The organism is Coprococcus sp. AF21-14LB, assembly GCF_003458885.1.
In the GTDB taxonomy this organism is placed as follows: Bacteria; Bacillota; Clostridia; order Lachnospirales; family Lachnospiraceae; genus UBA9414.
Genome location: NZ_QRVX01000018.1, coordinates 26,215 through 48,398, shown reverse-complemented (window position 1 = coordinate 48,398; position 22,184 = coordinate 26,215). Strand labels below are relative to the sequence as shown.

Here is a 22,184-nt window from a genome sequence, read left to right as displayed (position 1 = left end):
ACGTTTTATATTCTAACATATAAACTCCGTTTGTCAACGCTTTTATAAGGATTTTCTATCGACATATTATGGATGATTTGTCATTTTTTATACATAAAACATATAAATTATTACAAATTGTTACATTTTGCATGATTGTATTGACTTCTGTACATGAATAAACTAAAATACAATAAAAGTAATCATTACTATTATTAAAACTAGAAAGGAGGACATTGTATGGCTGCATTAAAATACAGCAGGCAGCGCGAATCGATCAAAGAATTTCTAAATTCTACGAAAGAACATCCAACTGCAGATATGGTATATACGCATGTTCGAAAAGATTTTCCGAACATCAGTCTTGGAACTGTCTATCGCAATCTGAATCTGCTTGCCGATATCGGTGAGGCTACAAAAATCACAACCTCCGATGGTGGTGACCGCTTTGACGGAAGGACTGAACCACATTACCACTTCTACTGTTCCGAATGTAACCGATTGTTTGATCTTGATATCGATACAATGGATCACATCAATGAACTTGCAGAGAAAAACTTTGACGGAAAAATCGAAAAGCACAATATTGTTTTCTATGGTAAATGCGGCGAATGCCTGAAGCATGCGGCTGAGCAGACGATCGAAAACCAAAAAGAAAAATTATCCAAAAAGTCTTGACATTACAGTAAGAATATGGTAAATTAATATCAGTAACAATTACTATTATCAATTCAAAACAAAAATAATTTTTTAATAAAGAAAAGGAGAATGATCACAATGAAAAAATGGGTTTGTACAGTATGCGGTTATGTTTATGAAGGAGAAAATGCACCAGCTGAATGTCCACAGTGCCACGTTCCGGCAGAGAAATTTCAGGAAATGGCTGGCGAAAGAACTTGGGCAGCAGAGCATGTTGTTGGAGTAGCTCAGGGCGTAAGCGAAGATATCATCGCTGATTTAAGAGCTAACTTCGAAGGTGAATGTTCAGAAGTTGGTATGTACCTTGCAATGGCTAGAGTAGCTCACAGAGAAGGATATCCGGAAATCGGACTTTACTGGGAAAAAGCTGCTTACGAAGAAGCAGAGCATGCTGCAAAATTCGCTGAATTATTAGGTGAAGTTGTAACAGACAGCACAAAGAAAAACCTTGAGATGAGAGTTGAAGCTGAGAACGGCGCTACAGCAGGTAAATTTGACCTTGCTAAACGTGCTAAAGCTGCTAACCTTGATGCAATCCATGATACAGTTCATGAGATGGCTAGAGACGAGGCTCGTCACGGAAAAGCATTCGAAGGTCTGTTAAAGAGATACTTCGGCTAATCAGAAGTCTTAATATCTAATAAGTAATTCAAAGGGATGCCAGATCAAATGATGATTGATTCGGCATCCCTCTTCTTTACTTCATTAAAAATAAAATTATTTCAAAGATTCACTATGCATTTCTGTGAACAGTTCCTCTCGTAACAAGAATTCCTGTTTTAATCAAAACCGGTCTAAGTGCATTGTACATAAATCCAACTAAAATTACAGAAACAACTGCATTAACAAATGTTGTTGCAGTACTCCATTTCGCCAGAACGCTTGCCATCTCCTGCGGCTGTCCCAGGATATATTGTTTATAGAAATATCCTACAAGCGGATCTGCCACAACATTGAATCCAAGTCCTGCGACTGACGCGATCACACTCCACTTAAATACATATTTTTTATCTGTACTCTCATTGATATGGGCAATTTGATGTGCCACAAATCCTGTAATCAATCCGATACATAATTTCAATACAAATGTCTTTGGCGCTCCTACGATATAGATTGGATCCATAAGATCGGCAATCGTCATACCGATGGCTCCCGCCATACCTCCATACCATCCGCCGAGGAAAAGCGCTCCTAATACGCAAAATGCATTTCCAATATGAAGAGACGTTGCATCTGCTCCGCCCGGCATCGGAATTTTAATCTGTAAAAATGTAAAAGATACATAACATAACGCTGCCATCAGTGCTGTCTGTGCCAGCTTCATAATTTTTCCATTTGTGTTTTTCATAGATGACTTCCTCCTTTTTCTGTACACCTATGCTAACACAATACTGGCTTTCTTAAAATATCCAATTTTTTCATTTTAAACCATGCCAGTTTTTCCATTCTTCCAATAGATTGATGTGTCCTGCAAATAATACTTTGAAATTCAAAAAAATAAGAATCCAGGGTTGATTTTTTCAACAAAAGAGTATAATATATACCATATCACATGACGTGGTTTTGAAAACTACTTACTGTTTATTGGAGGTAATGTTATGACTTTAGATAAGATTAAAGATCCCGGAAGTGCTATTACTCATTTTATTGCTATGGTTGCCGCAATTATTGGCGCATTTCCATTATTATTTAAGGCGGCGCACAATCCTGACCATACAGCTGTTTTTGCACTTACCGTATATATTATCAGCCTGATTCTTCTCTATGCTGCAAGTACGACTTATCATACATTCAATATTTCTGAAAAAGTAAATACTGCTCTGAAAAAATGGGATCACATGATGATCTTTGTATTGATCGCCGGAAGCTACACACCAGTCTGTCTTCTTGTACTCGACAAGCACACCGGCGTTATCCTGCTGACGCTCGTCTGGGCCATTGCCACAGTCGGAATCATTCTCAAGGCGTTCTGGGTATTCTGTCCGAAATGGGTATCTTCTCTTCTCTATATCGGAATGGGATGGACCTGCATCCTCGCTTACAGTCAGATTGTCGATGCTCTCAGTCCTGCTGCATTTGGATGGCTTCTGGCAGGCGGTATCATTTACACCGTCGGCGGCGTTATTTACGCATTGAAACTGCCAATCTTCAATAACCGTCACAAGAATTTCGGAAGTCACGAGATCTTTCATCTTTTTGTTATGGCTGGAAGTTTCTGCCACTTTATTTTAATGTATGTATATATTTTATAAGATACTCTCTCTGAGATGATTCACAAGCGTTCATAGCCCGGAATTTATCCTCCGGGCTATGCTTATGCTATCATCTATTATAATTAGCAGCTCTGACTATTATCTTAATTCATAAATCAGCTCTGTAATTCCATTGTAATGATTTACTTTCATCAAACGCAGTTTGTTCTCCTCATCCTTTTCTCCAAACAGCCGTATTCCTTTCCCGATTAATGTCGGCATAATTGAAATATGATAACGGTCAATTAACTCTGCCTCCCTCAGTTGTCGGACAAGCTCTGCTCCGCCGCAGATCCAGATATTTTTTCCTTCTTTCTCCTGTAACTCTTTTATAAGCTGTACCGGATCTTCTTCCGTAAAATAGATTTGTTCCGCAAATGGTAATGTTTCTGTATTCTTCCTGTGGGTAAAAACATAAGTATTCAGTCCCTCATACACCCACTCTTCCGGAGATAGCTCTGTTACGATCTGATGATAGGTATTCCACCCCATAAATACAGTGTCAATGTCTTTGATAAACTCAGAGTAAGTATCTACATTCTCTTCATCTGCTCCCTGTCCCTGCAGCCAGCTAACGCTGCCGTTCTTATCTGCAATATAGCCGTCCAGACTCATTGCAATAAATAAAATAACTTTTCTCATATCGTTCCATCCTTTCCTTTCTGTCTGCCTTTCTGATACTACTTGACTATTTCCGTCAATCAATTTTTCTTTCTGTCTGCGGCTGTATTGTTTGATCTCATATTCCCGCCGCATCGCCTCTTCTTTTGTCTCAAACATCTCATAATAGACAAGTGTAACCGGTCTCCTTGTCTTTGTGTATTTGGCGCCTTTTCCGCTGTTGTGGGCGTCAATTCTTCTGTCCAGATCATTTGTCCAACCTGTATAAAATGTTCCGTCACTGCACTCTACAATATATGTGTAATTCATTCTCTTCCTCCTGAACAGATTTCCCCGCGTCAGTTATTAGTTACTGTCATAATGTAACTTCCACTTTTCACTATCTGTCACAGAATTTATTATATCACAACTGTATAAAGAAAAACCGGCCTCCTTCACCAGATTTGAAATCTGCTTTTTAGAGACCGGCTTTCTGCCGCTTTTTCCCTTATAGTTTCTATTATTTTTTCCTGCTATGCTTCCAGATAATCAAGCGGATCTACGGCTGCACCATCTTTCAGCACCTGAAAATACAGATTACATCCTTCTACTGTATAATACCGGCTCGGCTGCTGCACATAACCGATCATCTCTCCCGCCTCTACAAGGCTGCCTTCCTGAAACTGCAGATCTTTGAGCTGTCCGTACACAAGTTCATATCCGCTTCCAATATCCAGTGTCATCGTCAGCCCGGTATCGGCCTTTTCTTCAATGGATTTTACGATTCCGCGTGCCGATGCGACTACCTGACTTCCCGCATCCCCGGCAATGATCATTGCCGGATTATACTTATACTGATCCAGCGTTGCAAAATAAACCGTCTGATCCATACTGTAATTCATAATCACATTTCCGTCTACCGGCCAGAGCATTTCTGTTGCTTCCGAATATGACAGCTGTGCAGCTGTTCCGGACGTACTTTTTGTATTCTCCGTCTGAACATCCGGCTCTTCCTTTACAGCATTATTTTCTGCCGCATGATCCTGTGCTGTCCCTTCTGTACTATCATTTTCCAACGAAGTATCTTCGGCACCTTTCTTTTCCCCTGCATTTTCCTGCTGCTGTTCCTGAATGACATTTGTTGTATTCGTTGTCTTTGATTCCTCTGCTCTTGCAAGCTCCTGTTCAAGCTTCGCCTGAGATTTTGCCATTTCGTCTGCAACTGAATTCTTATAATTCTTAAATGTATATGTGCCGACCATTGCCACTGCCGCCACGAAACAGATTACAAGACCTACAGATGCGCCCTTTTTTCCTTTTGTAGGAGTTTCATTGCTGTTGTTATTCATTATTCATCACCTCTAGCTATAGCTTTGCCAGAAAGCGATTTGCTTATTCTCTTCCGCTTCTCATTTCTTTTACAAAATTTCCGCCACTTCCCGAATCACTGTATCTGCAAAAAAATATGCCAATATCTCCTCATGCGTCTTTCCTTCTTTCGCCATTTCATTTGCCATATTCTGGCTTAATCCAATTCCATGACCATTGCCCTGCGTTGTTACTCTAATTTTATCCTCATATTCCTGAAGAGCGAAACACGCGGAAGCAAGTCCCTTTTCCTGGCGGAATTCTTCTCCGGTAATCGTCTTCTCTCCTTCTCTGATCTGCAATACATATCCGGCGCTGTCTGTAGAAATCACTTCATAGTCTCCTTTTTCAATCAGCATCGTCTGCGTCTGATCCATTGCCTCCACATCTTTCGGACATTCTCGAATCTGCAGATAAGGATATCCTTCGCCGCCAAACACTTCATTTCCTGATCTTGTCCTTCCATTGCTGAGCTGATGAAACGGCGTTGTGATCAGAACGTCTCCGTAAGTAAGCACCTGTCCCTCTGTTGCCTGCCACACATCCCTAAGCGCTGCCCGATATTCTTCATATTTTACTCTGCCCCACTGTTTCCTCATCTCTTTCTCTTCAAAATATTTGTCAGTAAAAATACTTGACTTTCCTTCCTCCGTAATCTGTTTATACATTCTGGTACGAAGCATGACCGCCTGAGCTTCCAGCGCCTCTTTCTCATATGTTACCGGAATTTCCCTGGCAAGAATCCCTATCGCATATTCTTCCACCGGAATTTCTCTTGATTTTCCATCTACTTCTACAAACAGATAGTCCTCTCCCACCTCTGCTCCGGTCAATACTGCCGGACCGTTGATAAATACTGTAACAATATACGGAAGGAGAATAATTGCCACTACCGTAGAAAAAAGTTGACCGTATCTATAATGTCTTCGCTGTCTCATAAAAAAATCCTCCATACAATACTATATGGAGGATTTCATTCATATATGCTGTTTACTCATATTTTCTACTGTAATAAAAGATGCAGACCGCTTCATAGCCAGGTACAAAAAGTCCTGCAACGGCATGGAATAACGCCATGCTGTCTTCTGTCGCTCCCTGATAAATTCTTCGGTTTACAAACACTTTCAACGCATGCTGCGCTACCATAATTCCCAGAGAAACTGCTGTGCCTGCGATTCCAAAGACGATAACAAATACCGGCAGTATTGCTGACAGAATAAAACTGCCTGCAACAAAATTCTCCAGCATTGCAAATACTACAGCGACAATTACGAACAGTACAAGAGCTGCTACAAGCAGATTTCCTGCAATCGGAAGAAGAAGCATCCAGATTCCCGGTCTTTTCAGTTTCTTTCTTCCTATTTCAATTTCTCCCGCAAGTTCTCCCTGATAGTATGTTCTCACAAATGGAATCCATGCAGCCCATGCATTTTCCATACCTTTTTTCTCTGCAATTTTATACAGTCCATAGCTTTTCAGGACATACGCTCCTACAGCAACAATCAGTACGCCCATGAGACATACAAGATAGATCATCACAAAGCTTTTAAGCATATGCTCTCCCAAATCACCATATCCATAGCTGTAACTATACATTTTCTACCTCTTCTTCTGTAACAGTTACCTGGTCGAGATGCCAAATTTCATCTACATATTCCTGGATTGTTCTGTCAGATGTAAATTTACCGCAGCACGCTGTCTGCAGGATTGCCATTTTAGCCCATCTGTCTTTATCCCGATATGCTTCCTCAACTTTTGTCTGTGCCTCTGCATAAGAACGGAAATCTTTTAAGATGAAATATCTGTCTGCAGGATCAAATCCCTGTCTGTTCAGAAGCGAATTGTAAAGCTCTCTGTACAGCTCTGGATTTCCGCAGGAGTAAGTTCCATCTACAAGCTGATCTACAACACGTTTGATTTCCCAGTCATTATTATAAATTGCTCTTGGATCATATCCGCCGTGATTTTCAAAATGAATCACTTCATCTGAACTTAATCCGAAAATAAATGCATTTTCTTTTCCGACTTCTTCTACAATCTCTACATTGGCTCCGTCCATTGTTCCGATTGTCGGCGCGCCATTCAGCATAAATTTCATATTGCCTGTACCGGATGCCTCTTTTGATGCAGTAGAAATCTGCTCACTCACATCCGCTGCTGCAAAAATCCATTCTGCATTAGACACACGATAATCTTCGATAAATACTACTTTCAGCTTTCCATTGATGCTTCTGTCATTGTTAATCACATCTCCTACAGAGTTGATCAGCTTAATAATCTGTTTTGCTCTTGTGTAGCCTGCTGATGCCTTTGCTCCAAAAATAAATGTTCTTGGATAGAAGGACAGCTCCGGATGCTCTTTAATCTTATTATACAGATACATCACATGCAAAATGTTCAGTAACTGACGTTTATATTCATGGAGACGTTTTACCTGCACATCAAAGATAGAATTTGGATCAATCTCTACACCATTATGTTCTTTAATATATTTTGCAAGACGCACTTTATTCTGGTATTTGATATCCATAAATTCTTTTCTTGCCTTTGCATCATCTGCAAGCGGTTTCAGCTTCTCCATTTGTGCAAGATCTGTAATCCAGCCATCTCCGATCTGTTCTGTTACCCAGTCTGCCAGAAGCGGATTTCCGTGAAGAAGGAAACGTCTCTGTGTAATACCGTTTGTCTTATTATTGAACTTCTCCGGCATCATCTCATAGAAGTCTCTTAGTTCCTGATGTTTTAAAATTTCTGTATGAAGTCTTGCAACACCATTTACAGAGAAACCTGCAACAATTGCAAGATGAGCCATTCTTACCTGACCATCATAAAGAATTGCCATCTTTTTGACTTTCTCTTCATTTCCCGGATACATTGCCCGCACCTTCATAACAAATCTGCGGTCAATTTCCTGAACAATCTGGTATACACGCGGTAGAAGACGCTGGAAGAGATCGATTGGCCATTTTTCCAGTGCTTCTGCCATAATCGTATGGTTCGTATATGCACATGTCCGCGTTGTAATATCCCATGCTTCTTCCCAGAGCAGGTTTTCATCATCAAGAAGAATTCTCATTAACTCTGCTACTGCCACTGTCGGATGTGTGTCATTCATCTGGATCACAACCTTATTCGGCAGCTCGCTCAGATCACTGTGTGTCTGTTTGAAGCGTTCCACAATTGTCTGAAGACTGGCAGATACAAAGAAATACTGCTGTTTCAGACGAAGTTCTTTTCCTGCGTAATGATTATCGTTCGGATACAGTACCTCAGTAATCGTTTTTGCAAGGTTTTCCTGCTCGATTGCCTTATGATAATTTCCACGGTCAAATTCATCTAACTGGAAATCTGTGATCGCTTTCGCATCCCAGATCCGGAGTGTATTTACTACATGGTTGCCGTATCCAACAATCGGCATATCATAAGGAATCGCCATAACAGATGAATAGTTTGTCTGGATAAAATGATTTCGTCCGGTCTTTTCATCCCAGGTTACCTGAATATCTCCTCCAAAACGTACTTCCTTTGCATACTCATCCCGGCGGATTTCAAATGGGTTTCCATTCTTTAACCAGTCATCCGGTTTCTCTACCTGGAAGCCGTCTTTGATCTTCTGTTTAAACATACCATAATGGTAACGGATTCCGCATCCATATGCCGGATAGCCAAGAGTTGTCAAGGAGTCGAGGAAACATGCTGCAAGACGTCCAAGACCTCCATTTCCAAGAGCTGCGTCCGGTTCCTGATCTTCAATGATATTCAGATCGATTCCCATTTCATCAAGCGCTTCCTTCACTTCTTTGTATGCACAAAGGTTGATCAGATTGTTTCCAAGCGCACGTCCCATCAGGAACTCCATTGACATATAGTAGACAGTCTTTGGCTCTTCATTTTTATAAGTCTTCTGTGTTGCAAGCCAATCATCAATAATTACTTCTTTGACAGCATAGGAGACAGCCTGAAACAGCTGCTCCTGTGTTGCCTCCTCTACTTCTTTTCGAAATAATGTCTTGACATTGTGAGTTACTTCTTTCTGAAATGCTTTTTTGTCAAACTTTCCTCTTAATTCAGAACTATAATACATATTGCCTTACCCTCTTCTTTTCTGGATTCTATCGTTCAACTCCAAGTGTTACCTTCTCACCGTTGATACTCCATTCTTTGACATATCCTGCCGGAGTCTGTTTCTTCACCTCTGTTGCTAAAACTTCGCTGCCGATTTCTTCCTTATGGGCTTCAAAAACTGCTTCTGCTTTCTCGCTTCCTTCATATGTGACTTTGATATGATCTGTCACCTCGAAGTCTGCTTCTTTTCTCATTGTCTGGATCTTGCTGATAATCTCTCTTACAAAACCTTCTTCCAAAAGTTCCGGTGTCAGATTTGTATCAAGTACAACGGTTACTCCATAATCACTTTCAGATACATAACCTTCTGTCTGAGCCATATCAATGAGCAGATCCTCACGAAGAAGCACTACCTCTTCTCCATTCACATTTAATTTTAACTGCTCTGTTGCATTTACTTCATCCATAGCTGCATTGCCATCCAAAGATGTGAGCGCAGCTTTGATACCGCCAAGCAGCTTACCGTATTTCGGTCCAACTGTCTTGAGCTGCGGTTTAAATGTATAGGAAGTAAAGTTTCTTACATCATCTGTAAATTCTACTTCTTTCACATTCAATTCTTCTGCAACAATTTCTTTATAGAATTCCGGAAGTTCTTTCTCTGCCTTCACAAACATCTTGCCGATCGGCTGACGGTTCTTGATATTTGCTGCATTTCTGCATGCACGTCCCATTACAACGATATCAAGCACTTCTTTCATGTTCTCTTCCAGCTCTTTATCAATATATGCTTCATTTGCCACCGGATAATCACAAAGGTGGATACTTTCCGGAGCATTTGCATCGATTCCTCTTACGAGGTTCTGATAAATATCTTCTGTCATAAATGGAATCATCGGAGCAGCCACTTTCGATACTGTTACAAGCGCTGTATACAATGTCATGTATGCATTGATCTTATCCTGCTCCATTCCTTTTGCCCAGAAACGCTCGCGGCTTCTTCTGACATACCAGTTACTCATATCATCCACAAAATCCTGAAGTGCTCTTGCACTTTCCGGAATTCTGTAATTAGCCAGATTATCGTCAACTGTCTTGATGAGTGAGTTCAATTTGGACAGAAGCCATTTATCCATAACCGGAAGCTTATCATACTCTAATGTATATTTTGTTGCGTCAAATCCATCAATATTCGCATACAGTACAAAGAATGCGTAAGTATTCCAAAGTGTTCCCATGAACTTGCGCTGTCCTTCTACAACTGCCTTTCCGTGGAAACGGTTCGGAAGCCATGGCGCACTATTTACATAGAAATACCAACGAATTGCATCTGCTCCGTATGTCTCAAGTGCGTCAAACGGATCAACTGCATTTCCTTTGGATTTACTCATCTTCTGTCCATTCTCATCCTGAACATGGCCAAGTACGATAACATTTTTATATGGCGCTTTATTGAAGATCAGTGTTGAGATTGCTAACAGTGAGTAGAACCATCCACGAGTCTGGTCTACCGCCTCAGAAATAAAGTTCGCTGGGAACTGCTGTTCAAATACTTCTTTATTCTCAAATGGGTAGTGATGCTGTGCAAATGGCATTGCTCCACTGTCAAACCAGCAGTCAATTACTTCCGGAACACGATGCATCTCTTTGCCACAGTGCGGACATTTGATTGTCACTTTATCAATAAATGGACGGTGCAGCTCAATATCATCCGGACAATTATCTGACATAGATTTTAATTCTTCAATACTTCCGATCGCATGCTGATGTCCACACTCACATTCCCAGATATTTAATGGAGTTCCCCAGTAACGGTTACGCTGATACCCCAATCCTGAACATTCTCAAGCCAATCGCCGAAACGTCCTTTACCGATACTCTCCGGAATCCAATTGATCGTATTGTTATTGCGGATCAGGTCATCTTTCACTTCTGTCATCTTAATGAACCATGACTCACGGGCATAGTAGATCAACGGTGTATCACATCTCCAGCAATGTGGGTAGCTATGCTCAAAATTCGGCGCTGAGAACAAAAGTCCTCTCTTTTCAAGGTCTTCTAATACCATTGGATCTGCTTTCTTACAGAATGTTCCTTCCCACGGTGTTTCTTTTGTCATCTCACCTTTCTCATCAACTAACTGTAAGAACGGAAGATCATATCTTCTTCCTACCTGAGAGTCATCTTCACCAAATGCCGGTGCAATGTGAACAACTCCGGTACCGTCTGTCAATGTAACATAGTCTGCACATGTCACATAGTATGCTTTCTTCTTCAGTTCAACAAACGGGAATAACGGCTCATATTCTTTATATTCCAGATCTTTTCCTTTGTAAGTTTCAAGAATCTCTTTGTCTCCCTCTAAAACAGTTTCAACAAGAGCTTCTGCCATATAATATGTGTATCCATCATTCTTTACTTTTACATAAGTTTCTTCCGGATTCACACAGAGCGCCACGTTCGACGGCAATGTCCACGGTGTTGTTGTCCATGCAAGGAAATAAGCATCTTCACCAACAACTTTAAATCTTACGATAGCAGAACGTTCTTTCACATCCTTATATCCCTGTGCAACTTCGTGACTGGAAAGCGGTGTTCCGCAGCGCGGGCAATATGGAACAATTTTATAGCCTTTGTAGAGAAGTCCTTTCTCCCAGATCTGTTTTAATGCCCACCATTCAGATTCGATAAAATTATTATCATAAGTAACGTATGGATTCTCCATATCAGCCCAGTATCCGACTGTCTTTGAGAAATCTTCCCACATTCCTTTGTATTTCCATACACTGTCTTTACAATGACCAATAAACGGTTCCAGACCGTATTCCTCAATCTGTTCTTTCCCGTCCAGTCCAAGAAGTTTCTCAACTTCCAGCTCAACCGGGAGTCCATGAGTATCCCATCCTGCCTTACGCGGAACCATATAGCCTTTCATAGTACGGTATCGCGGAATCATATCTTTGATAACTCGTGTCAGCACATGACCGATGTGCGGCTTTCCATTCGCTGTCGGAGGACCATCATAAAATGTATACGTCTCTCCTTCTTTGCGATGTTCCATACTCTTTTTGAAAATATCATTTTCTTCCCAAAACTTTTCTGTTTTCTTCTCACGCTCTACGAAATTCAAATTTGTAGATACTTTCTGATACATGATCTTTCTTCCTTTCCTGAATTTTCTTTCATGTCTTCTTTATTTAGGCACCTTCTGCAGTGCGCTTTTGCCTTGCGGAGGATATATCTCCGTAAAACAAAAAGCAGATTCCATCCCTGTAAAAGGACGAAATCTGCTGTTACTACATCATAAGCATATCGTTATACCACCTGTTACTGCATACTAACATATGCGCTCTTGTTAACGGTAGAATCCCGGCAGCGCTTAATCATTCCGAATCTTCTTCGTCCTTTTCAGCGTGCAGCTCAGAAGTGATCTTCGTATCTGCTTACTCGCACCGGTCTTGCACCCTCTCCGGCTCGCTTTGCCTTTCAAACAGATCTTACTGTCTTCTTCAATGCCTTTGTTATTTACACAATTCCTTTATATTATAGAAAAAAATCTGCGAATATGTCAAGAGTAAAGAGTGATTTTATTTAACCTTTACGATTTCTCGTATAATGATTTTGATTTGCAGAATGACTATGATCGTAGCGGCTGCGATACTGTTCATTTCTGTAATTCAAATCCGTTCTGCGTTTGATATCATTTCTTCCTGCTCTTCCTTCATAATTCGTTGGATAGCTCTGGCGGTTTCGCTGACGGTTTTGCTGATGCTTTTGTCTTTCTGCACTTCTTCGTCTTTCCTCTGCTTCCATTTCCCGCTGTTTCGCACGCTTTCTCTTCAGATTCCGGCGACGGCGTTTTTCCTTCTCACAACGAACATAAATATAAAGGATGATTCCGGCAATCAGAATGACTGCTCCGAGTCCAATCAAAATCTTTGCCCAGAATGGAAGTCCTTCTTTTTTTTCTTCTTTGGACTTCTCTGCTTTTCCATCAGCTTCTTCTGTTTTCTTCTCCTGCTTCAGAAGATATCCTTCCGAAAAAGTCAGTGTCGCTTTTCCAATCGGAACATCTCCATAAGTATAAGTAACTTCTGCTTCTTTTTTATTATCTTCTGCCGGAGAAACTGTCTTCTCTACCTTCTCCATCAGTTCATCTGTCGAAGCAGTTTTCGGAAGAATCACATATGCATCCTCCGGAATTTTGGAAAAATCTTTCGAAGTCTCTACATTTTTTAATAATACCTTTTGGAAATTATTAAATGCATATTCAAATAACGCCTGTGTATCCGTGTATGCAACGCCTCCTCTTGTGCGAAGCACCACACAGACAAGCTGCATCCCATTCTTCTCTGCATAAGATACAAGAGTTGTTCTGGCCTGATCTGTATATCCTGTCTTTCCACTTGTGCAGGCATCATAATAATACTGATTTCCTTCATAGATCATCTTATGATTCTGCTGAAATGTACGCTGTTCTCCCACTAAGTTTGTCGGCGGAATCGTATACTGCTGTGTCTTAATCACATTGCGAAACGCTTCATATTTATATGCCTCTGCACTAATCATTGCCATATCCTTTGCAGAAACATAGTGATTCGGATCATGAAGTCCATTTGCATTCATAAAATGAGTATTTTCACAGCCAAGCTCCTGAGCTCTTGTTGTCATTTTCTCAATAAATCCAGTGTAACCGATCCCCAATTTATTTCCAATATTCTCAGCAATGGCATAAGAAACTTCATTAGCAGACGCCAGAAGCATTCCATACATCGCATCATTTAGCGAAATTTCTTCTCCTGCCTGCATCCCAATATGAGCATCTCCATATTCAAGAAAATTAATACAGTCTTCTGAAAATGTAACGCGATCTGCATTTAGATCTCCGTTCTCTAACGCCAGAAGCGCTGTCATAATTTTTGTGATACTTGCCGGATACTCTTTCTTATCCACCTGTTTCCCATAGAGAATCGCTCCGCTGTTTATATCCATCACAATAGCGCTGTCTGCCGTCACATCCGGTCCCTGCGGCCAATTTTCAAGACTATTTGTCTCCGGCTTAATCGAGAGTTGAACCGCCATTTGCTTCTCAATATCTTCTTCTGTCATCGGCATCGCTGACGATTCTATCGTTACCGGATCAATTTTATATCCTGCATTCGGATCTGCTGCCTGTCCCTCTGTATTCTGTGCTGTCGGATCTTCCGATGGCTGCCCAGACTCATTCTGCGTATCCGTTGCCGATGCTGTGATTCCGCTGCCGGACAGAATCATAGCTCCTGCCAGAAATGCTGCAATTAATTTATTCCCCAATTTCATTATTTTCCTCCAAAGATATTCACATAAGCACGCAGTTATCCCCAAAAATATCTCGCACTTATCGGCATTTACAAAAAAGTTCCATTTGATATGATAGCTTATTGACAAGAAAAAAACAATATGAATTGCAAAAGCATTCGCAGAAAAATAAAAATTTAAATCACAAGTTCTATTTTATATATACGGCTCTATCGTAAACACCGTCTGTTCTCCAACCTTTTCACTCACCAATTCAAACAGATTTTCTTTCGTTGCAAACAGATTCTTCGGATTTCTTCCGATAATCAGATACTGATTTTTATCATCTAGTGAAATATATTTCCTTGTATTATCATCTAATAAGATATCCGCATTATCAATAACGATCAGTTCCCATCTGTCTGACCGATTATTTCTTTTATATTTTTCTGATAATCATAATTATCCAGGCACAGAATTTTCGGATTAATCGCCATGCATTCTCTTATAAATGAAAATGTGGCAGTTTTTCCGGTTCCCGAATCTCCCATTAAAATTGTTATATTATTGGTAAATGTAAAGTCTACTAAAAACGAAGTATGCACTGTTGAAAAATGTTCCATTACAATCGGTTTACTCTTCATTTTCCCACCACTCCTTTAGTTCCTCATAATCCTCGATCACTTTACATTCTCTAGTCTGAACCTTTACCCTTTCCATATCAAAAGGAATCATTGCATATTCACTATAGACATAGCCCTGCTCAAAACCATACAATATTTCCAAAGCATTATTTCCACATTCTTTTAGACAAAACACCTTATCTGGAAAATACAATACATTCAATATCGTTTTACAACCTGTAGAAAGTTGGTCTGTATTTAATGTAATGTCATCAAACCGTGACCTTATTTTATATTTACTGAGAAGTTCCGAGCCATCAATCATTTGAATATACTTTGCTGCTCTGTCATCTAGCTTTGTTGCCGTATTTTGATTAAAAAATATGTCATTCAGTTCTATATATTCTTTATCCAGAGGTATGTCTTTCTTATTTTTAAAAATCGTTATCATGCTACTACCTCCAATCCAACTCTCGAAAACTGCAGCTTCAATGAACTTCCCACATAAATTTTTTTCATTTTCTCAAACACAGATAATCTGTTATTATCTAATCCGCAGATGTCGTTTTCCTGCCGCTCTTCCCATTCACAGCATGATTTTATCCAACATTCTCCAAGCGTTCCTTTTGACACTTCAAATCCAGTATTTCTTGTCAGATCGAATAGCAGTCTCGCCGACAATTGTTCAATATTATGTTCATCAATTCGTTTATTATATTCTACAATTTCACGGATCCTTTTATAATTAAAATTATCCTCCTTGAACGCTTCTACAAGTTTATTCCTTGCCGCAATTACCCCAGCTCTTTTTTCCAAAAAAACATCTTCTGAAGCATAAATCCATTCTATCAGTTCTTCAAACTCTAAAAGAATATACTCAAAGCAAATAATATCCAGTAGAAAAATATTTTTCTTCTCATTCACGTATTTCATCAAACGCTTCTGTTCCATTAAAACCTGCAGATTATCAAAAGAATTATCAAACACAATAATATATTTATTCTCTGTATCCCGCAATGCCTTTACTGACTTTACCAACTCACTATTATTCTTTTTACTTTCAACTATTACCTCCGGACAAAGCTGTTTCATAAGACTTTCCCAAAACATATAGCTTGCTTTTCCTTTACGGTCTTCTATCCATAAAAATATTTTAGCCACGATTCCTTCACCTGCTTTCTGTGTCCTATTTTAACCGATTTCCATTCATAACACAATAAAATCACCAAAAGAAAAGACCGCATCTCTGCGATCTTTCCTTACTCTGTTTTTCCATCTCCAAACACTACTTTTTCAAGCTCTCCACAAGCTTCTGTGCTAATTCATCCAGCATTTCTTCCTGATTATCTTTCAGTGCAGATTTGATCGTTACTTTCTCCTCCAGCACTTCAACATTCTTAAGTCCTGCGATCAGTTCTGCCATCTGTTTTCCGGATGCAGGCGCCCAGGAACCATTTTCAATCAAAGCTACCGTACGATTCTGAACATTATGCGCTTTCAAATCGTGAAGCAATGTTTCCATTGGTGTAAAAATTCCATTATTATATGTTGCAGCTGCAAATACAATATGACTGTATTTAAATGTATCTGCAAGCACATAAGAAATATCTGTCTTAGAAATATCACATACTTTAATATGTTTGATTCCCTGATCTGCAAGCTTACCTGCAAGAACTTCTGCTGCATTTTCAGTATTGCCGTAGACAGAACCATACACAATTAAAACTGAATTTTCTTCAGCTGTGTAAGTACTCCACATCTGATATTTCTCAACAAATTTTTCTATATTTTCTCTCCAGATCAGGCCATGCAGCGGACAGATCATCTTAATTTCCAGAGCGGATGCCTTCTTTAATAATGCCTGTACCTGCATACCATATTTGCCGACAATATTCGTATAGTATCTTCTTGCCTCATCTATCTGTTCACAACAAAATTCTGTCTCATCCGCAAATACATTACCGCTTAGAGCGCCAAAGGAGCCAAATGCATCTGCAGAGAAGAGGATTCCTTCTGTCACATCATATGTTACCATTACTTCCGGCCAGTGTACCATCGGCGCCATCACGAATTTCAATTCGTGCTTTCCTGTAGAAAATGTATCGCCTTCTTTTACAATATATGCTCTGGAATCTACTTCGAAATCATAAAACTGTTTTACCATTCCGATTGTTTTGGCATTTCCGATAATCTGAAGTTTTGGATAGCGCAGGATTAATTCTTCAATAACTGCACAGTGATCCGGCTCCATATGATTAACTATTACATAATCAAGGGCGCGTTCTCCCAGTACACCTTTTATATTTTCCAGGAACTGTCTGCTGACAGAATGATCTACCGTATCAAGAAGTACTGTTTTTTCATCTACATAAAGATATGAATTATAAGAAACTCCATCTCTCAACGGATACACATTTTCAAATAATGCAAGTCTTCTGTCACTTGCCCCTACCCAGTATAAATCCTCTGCTATCTTTCTTACATTTTTCATTTTCTATGTTCCTTCCTATTTTTCTGTCTTAACACGTTGCCCCGCCTACAAGATGAAGTTTCGCTCCGATAATTTCATCTTTGCGTGCGAATATATCATCGCTCAAAAGCTGTGCTTCCACATTTTCAAATCCAAGTCTCTCAATCGTATCAGAAAATCTCTCTCCCGTCTCTCCCTGTTCACGGAAAAGGAGAATTGCTTTCTCAATCACATCAAGCGCCTGTTCTTTCTCTGTAAATACAACTGACAGCGGTTTTCCATGTGCAAATCTCTTGCCCCATCTTCCGCCGATATAGATTCTGTAACCGTATGTACCGTCCTCAATCGCTTTGAACGGACATTTTCCAACACAGAGACCACAGTTATTACACTCATTTTCATCAATACGAAGCACTCCGTCTACAACTTTTGCTGCTTTCACTTTACATGTATTTTCAATCTGGCATACTTTACAGCCACGGCACTTCTCTGCTTCAAACGCCGGAATTCTCTGACCGATAATTCCAATATCATTCAAATTCGGTTTTACACAGTTATTCGGGCATCCACCTACTGCGATTTTGAACTTATGCGGAAGTTTTACATTTGCATAACCGTGGAAGAATCTCTCATGTATCTCTTCTGACAACGCAAATGTATCGATCAGTCCATATTGACATGTTGTTCCTTTACATGATACGACCGGGCGCACCTTTGATCCGGTTCCTCCTGTTTCCAGACCAGCCTCTGCCACAAATGCTCTGAGATCCTCAATCTTATCAAACGGAACGCCCTGAATCTCTACTGTCAGGCGGGATGTCATCGCAATTTCTCCGCTTCCGAACTGCTCCGCTGCTTCCATAATGCATCTTACTTCACCTGCTGTAATCTTTCCATTTCTTGTAATAATACGGGCATTAAATTTGTTTGTACCTTTATTATGCAGGAATCCCCACGCTTTTACTCTTGTAATATCTTCCTGACTTACTGTAACTTCTTCCTGCACTTTAACAGTATTGACAAATAAACCGCCCTCAAGCACTTTCGTATTCGTATATCCGTAATATTTCAAACGGTTCTGAAGCAGATATCCACGTTTTCCTTTTGCACAGACAAGAAGTAATTTCTCATCTTTCTCAAGACCGTCAATTGGTCCGTCCACGGCAGTTACATCCACATACGGCGCTCCTGAAATAGACGGCTGCAAAGACGCATCCACGATTTTATATTCTTTTGCAGCGCCTTTGGCAAACTCTGCCGGAGTCATACTCTCAAGTGCTCCATCCAGTTTATTTACCAGAATATTGACTGCTGTCACAAATGGATGGATTGCTGTGGAAAATGGCGGTGCATACGCCAGATCCATATTCTGAAGCTGTAAAAGCTCCGCTCCCATTGTAAGTGCAACCACTCCAATATCTGTAACTTTATCCACTGCGCCCTGGCCAAGTACCTGAACACCCAGAAGTCTGCGGCTTGTCCGATCTGCAATTAATTTAATAATAAAGGAACCTGCACCCGGATAGTAGTGCGCTTTATCATCTACAACACAAGTCACTGTCTCTGTATCATATCCCTCTGCCTTCGCAGCTTCCTCGCTTAACCCGGTTCTTCCTCCGTTCAATTCCGGAAGACGAATGACTGCTGTTCCAAGTACACCCGAATAAGAAACTGATTTTCCTGCAATGCCTTCTGCCAGTGTACGCCCTTCCATATTTGCAGAAGAACCCATTGGGGACCACGCTGTTTTGCCTGTCATACGATTCTTTACGCATGCACAGTCGCCTGCTGCATATACATCCGGAACATTCGTCCGCAGCATCTCATCTACCACAATGGTTCCATTTGGCATCAATTCTACACCGCTGTCTTTCAAGAAGGCGGTATTTGGCCGAATTCCGAGAGACATGACTACCATATCTGCTTTCAGCTCACCCTGATCTGTCTTCACACCTTCAGCCTTTGTCTGTCCAAGAATTGCTTCGAGTTTCGTATTCAGAAGTACTTTGATCCCTTTCTTCTCCAAATGGCGTTTCGCATAATCTGCCAGTTCACGGTCAAATCCCGGCATAATCTGATCAGCCATATCAATTACTGTCACAGACAATCCCTGTGTCATCAGATTCTCTGCAATCTCAAGTCCGATAAATCCGCCCCCTGCAACAACTGCACGTTTCGCTCCGGAAGAATCATATATTCCTTTGTCTCAATAGCATCATCCGGTGTCCGCATTGTAAACACTCCCGGAAGATCTGCGCCTGATACTCTCGGAACAATCGCAGATGCTCCGGAAGCGATGATACATCTATCAAAAGAATAGCTTTCCTCTGCTCCTGTGCGCTGATTTTTCACAATAGCTTCTTTTGTATCCGGATGTAATGCAGTGACTTCTCGTTCCGTCAGCACTTTCACTCCTGTCAGCGCTGCAAATTTTGCCGGTGTATTTACAATAAGTTGTTCCTTGTCCGGAATCACATCCCCCACATAATACGGCAGACCGCAGCCTGCATAAGAAATATCCCTGCCTTTTGTCACGATCGTTACTTCTGCAGAACGGTCTTCTCTTTTTAATTTTGCCGCAGCTTTTGTTCCTGCTGCAACACCGCCAATGACCAATACTTTCATAAATATACACCTGTTCCTTTCCGAAATTTTCACTATCACTCTACTTCTATTATACGCAATCCAGAGAAAATGCCAAGAAAAAACGAACAGCAGATTGTATTTTTCTACATACCGGCAAGAATCACACTTGCTGCAAGTCCGGCAAATGTGGCAGCAAGTCCTCCGGCAAGAGTATATCTTGTCTTTTTGACACCGGCTGTCATAAAATAAATAGACATTGTATAAAAAATCGTTTCTGTACACGCCATAGAAATGGATGCAATCATACCAATATAGGAATCTGTTCCATATTGTTTAAACACATCCAGCAGAAGCCCCGATGCTGCTGAAGAGGAAAACATCTTTACTACCGTAAGCGGAACAAGTTCTCCCGGAAACCCGACTTTGCTGCTGACACGTCCGATGCAGGCTGCAATAAAATCAAGAAATCCGGATGCCCGCAAGATTCCAACAGCTACCATCAGACCAATCAAAGTTGGCATAATCTTCACAACTGTCAAAAATCCATTTCTTGCTCCTTTAATAAATTCCTGATACACATTGACCTGTTCCAGAAGTCCATACACCACAATAGACAGAATAATAAAAGGAACAATATAGTCTGAACAATACATTAACACGCTCATAAAGAAAACTCCGCACCATTCTTTTTACAGAATATGCGGAGTTTTCTTTAATATGTTCCAAATATTATGCTTCACTTCTCGGTTTAATTTTTCTTGCCAGATACACAAATGGAGTATCAATAAGACTTGTTACAAGATAAATCACATAGCTTGAACCAAGTACAGACAGAAGCGTTTTTCCGTCATACACTCCCCAGAAGGCTCCGAGCGTAAATAACACTGTATTTAAAAGCTGTGAGATCATTGTAGATCCATTGTTGCGCAGCCACAGAAAACGACTGTGATCGTGATATTTCCTATCTGTTAATTCCCACCATTTATGATACAGCCATACATCAAATTTCTGACAGATTGCATACACGGCAAAACTTACAAGCATCAGACGCGGTGTATTGGAAAAAATCGCCTGAATGCTCGGCATCGCCCAGTCCCCTTGCGCCGGTGTATATAGCAGCCATAACTGCGAGATTAAAATAAACATCATAGATGTCATAATCCCTATATTCACTGCGCGATTTGCTTTTTCTTTTCCTCCAATTTCGCTAATGATATCTGTTACGAGAAATGTAGATGCAAACATAACATTTCCCAACGTCTGCTCCATACCAAACGCTCTGATCAAAATCAATACTTCGATATTAGCAGAAATCGTTGCAAGTACCGTCCAGCAGTATAGCCCAGTAATTCCCATTAGATAGTAAAATAATAATGTTCCTCCAAACAAAAGTATTACAGAAATACATAACAGCACTTCATTAGACATGTTTTTCTCCTCCTACTCCAAAATCTGTATTTTCCATTAAAATATCTACCCGCTCATTTTCAATATAATCCGGATAGATCCGCTCCCGGAATACTTTAATTACATCCGGATCAGGTTTTATCGAAGTTGTATTCTCCACCATAACATTGAGACAGATCCGTTCAAAGTGTGCCAGTCCTGTTTCAATATCATATCGCATAGATGCCTCTGTCTGTCCACTCAGTCCAAACAGAAAACATGCTTCATCAAAATATTGTGCAATCACTTCCGGATCATTTTCCGGAAGCCCCTTTTTCATCACGTCTTGACGCATATGCTGATCAAATGTTTCAATTCCCGTTTTGATCTTTACAATCATTCCCTGATCAGCAAATCTCTTCCGAAAATCTGCCGCTTCTCTTCGGTGAATCCAGTGACATTCAAAATGAATTTCTCCGATTTCTTTTTCTTTGCAGACAGCAATAATCTTTTCAATAGTTCTTTCATCCAGATCACAAAAGCTTCCGGAATTAATTACTTCCAGCTTATGGTACAGGCCTGTTACTTTATTAAGCTCCTGCTCATTCAGCCGGAAATTCGCTTCCTCATCCTGAGAAGCATCAAAATGATAGTCACAAAATGCACAGCGTTTCCACTTACAGCCGCTTCCACGCAGCATCACAATCTCCCGCTTATTTTTCTCCCGAATCACACTGTATCGTTCCGGTTCAAACTTCTCTTCCATGCGTTCTTCCTCCTTCTTTCGCTGATCTCCTGTATTTCTCTATAATTTTTCACTATCTTTCCATAGAAAAAATCCCTCAGACGTAATCCTCCGCGCGCGCGTGACACGGCTAA

General features: G+C 40.4%; 19 protein-coding genes and 1 pseudogene. 3 read left to right on the top strand and 17 right to left on the bottom strand.

Annotated features, from left to right (window positions below):
* The first annotated feature begins 219 nt into the window (after window positions 1-219).
* On the top strand, window positions 220-657 hold the full coding sequence (locus DWX73_RS06420; RefSeq protein WP_118347960.1) for a Fur family transcriptional regulator: 438 nt from the start codon (window positions 220-222) through the stop codon (window positions 655-657).
* 99 nt (window positions 658-756) lie between these two features.
* Window positions 757-1,299 carry an NADH peroxidase gene (locus DWX73_RS06415; RefSeq protein ID WP_118347958.1) on the top strand — a complete coding sequence of 181 codons (543 nt, stop codon included), beginning with the start codon at window positions 757-759 and terminating at the stop codon, window positions 1,297-1,299.
* A gap of 112 nt (window positions 1,300-1,411) precedes the next feature.
* On the opposite strand, the gene DWX73_RS06410 is transcribed toward DWX73_RS06415, so the two are convergent.
* The gene (locus DWX73_RS06410; RefSeq protein ID WP_118347956.1) at window positions 1,412-2,026 is read right to left on the bottom strand and encodes an ECF transporter S component; all 615 of its coding nucleotides are present in this window, start codon (window positions 2,024-2,026) and stop codon (window positions 1,412-1,414) included.
* A gap of 250 nt (window positions 2,027-2,276) precedes the next feature.
* On the opposite strand from DWX73_RS06410, the gene trhA reads away from it, so the two are divergent.
* Window positions 2,277-2,930: a PAQR family membrane homeostasis protein TrhA gene (gene trhA, locus DWX73_RS06405; RefSeq protein WP_118347954.1), complete on the top strand. Its 654-nt coding sequence runs from the start codon at window positions 2,277-2,279 to the stop codon at window positions 2,928-2,930.
* 99 nt (window positions 2,931-3,029) lie between these two features.
* Here the strand turns inward: trhA and DWX73_RS06400 are convergent, their stop codons facing one another.
* From DWX73_RS06400 to DWX73_RS06325, 16 genes and pseudogenes are all read right to left on the bottom strand, one after another.
* Window positions 3,030-3,860 (bottom strand): dihydrofolate reductase family protein, encoded by an 831-nt coding sequence (locus DWX73_RS06400; protein WP_442871984.1) that lies wholly within the window; start codon window positions 3,858-3,860, stop codon window positions 3,030-3,032.
* A 203-nt stretch (window positions 3,861-4,063) separates the two neighbouring features.
* Window positions 4,064-4,879, bottom strand: coding sequence for a M23 family metallopeptidase (locus tag DWX73_RS06390; RefSeq protein WP_118347952.1), 816 nt, complete (start codon window positions 4,877-4,879; stop codon window positions 4,064-4,066).
* Between the two features lie 69 nt (window positions 4,880-4,948).
* Entirely contained in the window at window positions 4,949-5,836 is an 888-nt protein-coding gene (locus DWX73_RS06385) for a SpoIID/LytB domain-containing protein (RefSeq protein WP_118347950.1), read from the bottom strand.
* Between the two features lie 52 nt (window positions 5,837-5,888).
* Window positions 5,889-6,494, bottom strand: a complete 606-nt coding sequence (locus tag DWX73_RS06380) for a hypothetical protein (RefSeq protein ID WP_118347948.1) — start codon at window positions 6,492-6,494, stop codon at window positions 5,889-5,891.
* Window positions 6,487-8,982, bottom strand: coding sequence for a glycogen/starch/alpha-glucan phosphorylase (locus tag DWX73_RS06375; RefSeq protein WP_118347946.1), 2,496 nt, complete (start codon window positions 8,980-8,982; stop codon window positions 6,487-6,489). Before DWX73_RS06375 ends, DWX73_RS06380 begins: the two co-directional genes overlap by 8 nt.
* A gap of 28 nt (window positions 8,983-9,010) precedes the next feature.
* A pseudogene (gene ileS, locus DWX73_RS15505) lies at window positions 9,011-12,117 on the bottom strand (isoleucine--tRNA ligase).
* 437 nt (window positions 12,118-12,554) lie between these two features.
* Entirely contained in the window at window positions 12,555-14,282 is a 1,728-nt protein-coding gene (locus DWX73_RS06365) for a D-alanyl-D-alanine carboxypeptidase family protein (protein WP_118347944.1), read from the bottom strand.
* A 365-nt stretch (window positions 14,283-14,647) separates the two neighbouring features.
* The gene (locus DWX73_RS13935; RefSeq protein ID WP_242996667.1) at window positions 14,648-14,884 is read right to left on the bottom strand and encodes a hypothetical protein; all 237 of its coding nucleotides are present in this window, start codon (window positions 14,882-14,884) and stop codon (window positions 14,648-14,650) included.
* Window positions 14,874-15,314 carry a DUF4869 domain-containing protein gene (locus tag DWX73_RS06355; RefSeq protein ID WP_118347942.1) on the bottom strand — a complete coding sequence of 147 codons (441 nt, stop codon included), beginning with the start codon at window positions 15,312-15,314 and terminating at the stop codon, window positions 14,874-14,876. The genes DWX73_RS13935 and DWX73_RS06355 overlap by 11 nt, the downstream gene beginning before the upstream one ends.
* Window positions 15,311-16,024 carry a hypothetical protein gene (locus tag DWX73_RS06350; protein WP_118347940.1) on the bottom strand — a complete coding sequence of 238 codons (714 nt, stop codon included), beginning with the start codon at window positions 16,022-16,024 and terminating at the stop codon, window positions 15,311-15,313. Before DWX73_RS06350 ends, DWX73_RS06355 begins: the two co-directional genes overlap by 4 nt.
* A 124-nt stretch (window positions 16,025-16,148) precedes the next feature.
* Complete coding sequence (locus DWX73_RS06345; RefSeq protein WP_118347938.1) at window positions 16,149-17,354, bottom strand: FprA family A-type flavoprotein; 1,206 nt, start codon at window positions 17,352-17,354, stop codon at window positions 16,149-16,151.
* A 28-nt stretch (window positions 17,355-17,382) separates the two neighbouring features.
* The gene (locus DWX73_RS06340) at window positions 17,383-19,467 is read right to left on the bottom strand and encodes an FAD-dependent oxidoreductase (protein ID WP_330413514.1); all 2,085 of its coding nucleotides are present in this window, start codon (window positions 19,465-19,467) and stop codon (window positions 17,383-17,385) included.
* A complete protein-coding gene (locus DWX73_RS14840) occupies window positions 19,452-19,958 on the bottom strand; it encodes an FAD-dependent oxidoreductase (RefSeq protein WP_330413509.1) in 507 nt (168 codons plus the stop codon). The genes DWX73_RS06340 and DWX73_RS14840 overlap by 16 nt, the downstream gene beginning before the upstream one ends.
* A 104-nt stretch (window positions 19,959-20,062) precedes the next feature.
* Window positions 20,063-20,584 (bottom strand): spore maturation protein, encoded by a 522-nt coding sequence (locus DWX73_RS06335; protein ID WP_118347936.1) that lies wholly within the window; start codon window positions 20,582-20,584, stop codon window positions 20,063-20,065.
* Between the two features lie 64 nt (window positions 20,585-20,648).
* Window positions 20,649-21,347, bottom strand: coding sequence for a queuosine precursor transporter (locus tag DWX73_RS06330; protein ID WP_118347934.1), 699 nt, complete (start codon window positions 21,345-21,347; stop codon window positions 20,649-20,651).
* Window positions 21,340-22,071, bottom strand: a complete 732-nt coding sequence (locus DWX73_RS06325; protein WP_118347932.1) for a radical SAM protein — start codon at window positions 22,069-22,071, stop codon at window positions 21,340-21,342. The genes DWX73_RS06330 and DWX73_RS06325 overlap by 8 nt, the downstream gene beginning before the upstream one ends.
* Between the last annotated feature and the right edge of the window lie 113 nt (window positions 22,072-22,184).